The organism is Hydrogenophaga sp. RWCD_12 (assembly GCF_046604225.1).
Classification (GTDB): Bacteria; Pseudomonadota; Gammaproteobacteria; order Burkholderiales; family Burkholderiaceae_C; genus Hydrogenophaga.
Map to the genome: position 1 here is coordinate 1 of NZ_JBKIXC010000015.1, position 813 is coordinate 813.

At 63.1% G+C, this 813-nt stretch carries 1 protein-coding gene; it reads left to right on the forward strand.

Going from position 1 to position 813, the window contains the following annotated elements:
• The coding region (locus ACLIJ1_RS23280) for a VCBS domain-containing protein (protein ID WP_411367962.1) at positions 1–813 on the forward strand (813 nt) is incomplete at both ends.

Consider the following 813-nt stretch of genomic DNA (forward strand, 5'->3'; position numbering starts at 1 on the left):
CCCGACGGTGCAGCAACTGGCCCCGGGAGAGACGCTGGCGGAGACGTACACGTACGTGCTGACGGACAAGGACGGAGACACCTCGACGGCGACGCTGACGATCACCATCACCGGTGCGGAAGACCTGCCGGTGGCCACACCCAACACCAACAGCGTCAACGAAGGTGCAGTGCAGGTCTCGGGCAACGTCAAGACCGACGGCACGGCCGACACCAACGGTGACGGTACGCCGGCGCAGAACACGACGGCCCTGACGGGTTCGGGCACCGGCAGCTACGGCACGGTGGCACTCAATGCCGACGGCACGTACACCTACTCGCTGGACAACACCAACCCGACGGTGAACCAGCTGCTGCCTGGCCAGACGCTGCAGGAAACCTATACCTACCGCCTGACGGACAAGGACGGAGACACCTCGACGGCGACGCTGACGATCACGATCGTGGGCACGGACAACGTGCCGATTGCGGTGGACGACACCAACACGATCGCCGAGGACACCCCGACGGTCAACGGCAACGTCAAGACCAACGACACCAATGGGGACGGCGGCCCGGCAGCCAACACCGTTGCGTTGACCAGTTCGCCGACTGGATCCTACGGCACGGTCAGCTTGAATCCAGATGGCACGTACACCTACACGCTGAACAACGCCAACACCACGGTGCAGCAACTCGCTCCTGGTGAAACGCTGCAAGAGGTCTATACCTATGTTCTGACAGACGGTGGTGGTGAGACGGAGTCGGCCACGCTGACGATCACGATCACGGGTACCGACGATCTGCCGGTGGCAGTCAATGACACCGCCACGAT